The 1,398-nt window shown below is 54.4% G+C and carries 1 protein-coding gene; it reads left to right on the forward strand.

The window, feature by feature from the left end; genetic code table 11:
- Positions 1-51: 51 nt before the first annotated feature.
- Positions 52-1,398 (forward strand): IS3 family transposase gene (locus ABS758_RS14905; RefSeq protein WP_350384134.1). Its coding sequence is split into 2 segments (ribosomal slippage), with 1,345 coding nucleotides annotated over them: positions 52-534 and positions 537-1,398; the frame shifts between segments, so codons are not numbered across the junction. This gene is flagged as partial in the annotation.

Genomic DNA, 1,398 nt, shown 5'->3' on the forward strand with positions numbered 1-1,398 from the left:
TGAACTGCACCCCAAAAGTTGGACACCGATCCAACCTTTGGGGTGTTTTTCATGACGAAGTACGATGAGCAATTCAAGCTGTCCGTAGTACAAAGCTACGAACAGGGGACGGACGGCCTCATATCTGTCGCGCACCGCTATGGTCTTGACCATGCAATGGTGAGACGCTGGGTCCAAGCCTATCAGCACCATGGATTGGAAGGCCTACGCAAGAAGTTCAGCCACTACGACGCGGAATTTAAATTGTCCATATTGCGCCGCATGCAACAAGAAAGTCTGTCGGCGACCCAGGCGATTGCTCTGTTCAATATTCGAGGTGGAGCAGGTGTCATTACGGATTGGCAACGCCGGTATCATGAGCAGGGTCTGGCTGGATTACAGCCCAAACCCCGAGGCCGCCCGAAGAAGATGCCTGTACCTGAATCGTCCAAACCGATCAATCCGCTACCGGATGATGCACGCTCACGCGAAGACCTAGTCAAAGAGGTCCAGTATCTGCGTGCGGAGGTGGCTTACCTAAAAAAATTGCGGGCCTTGCTTCAGGCCAAAGAGCAAGCTGCGCCGAAAAAGCGCAAATAGTGCTCAAACTGAGGCAAGGCCATGCTTTGGTGATGTTGCTGAAGGCCGCCGGTCTGTCACGCAGTACGTTCTACTACCAGGCCCGGGCGCTACAGGCTGAAGATCAGCACGCTGGGTTGAAAGCGCGTATCCGTGCCGTGTATGAGTATCACAAGGGGCGCTATGGCTACCGACGCATCACAGCGACGCTGCGCCAGGCGGGGGAGATGGTCAACCACAAGACGGTTCAACGTCTAATGCAGGTGCTGGGGCTGAAGTCGCTGGTGCGACCGAAGAAGTACCGTTCCTACAAGGGACAGCAGGCCAAGGTTCCTAATATCTTGTCGCGCCAATTTCAGGCGCAGCAACCTAACCAGAAATGGGTCACCGATGTGACCGAGTTCAATGTCCGGGGTGAAAAGCTCTATCTCTCGCCGATCATGGACCTCTATAACGGCGAAATTGTTTCCTACACGATGCAGCGCCGGCCCCGCTTCGCACTTGTGAGCAGCATGCTCAAAAAGGCTATCGATAAGCTCTCTGGCAAGGATGCCCCCCTCTTGCACTCCGATCAAGGCTGGCAGTATCAGATGACGGCATATCAGCACCAGCTCGCAGAGCACGGCCTGATCCAGAGCATGTCACGCAAGGGGAACTGCCTGGACAATGCCGCCATGGAGAGCTTCTTCGGCACACTGAAGTCCGAGTTCTTCTATCTGAACCGCTTCGAGAGCATTGAGCAATTGCAGGCCGGTATCTGCCAGTACATCCACTACTACAATCACGAACGCATCAGGACAAAACTAAAAGGCCTGAGTCCGGTTCAATACCGAAATCAGG

The sequence above is a fragment of the Castellaniella sp. FW104-7C03 genome, from assembly GCF_040276085.1.
Classification (GTDB): Bacteria; Pseudomonadota; Gammaproteobacteria; order Burkholderiales; family Burkholderiaceae_B; genus Castellaniella.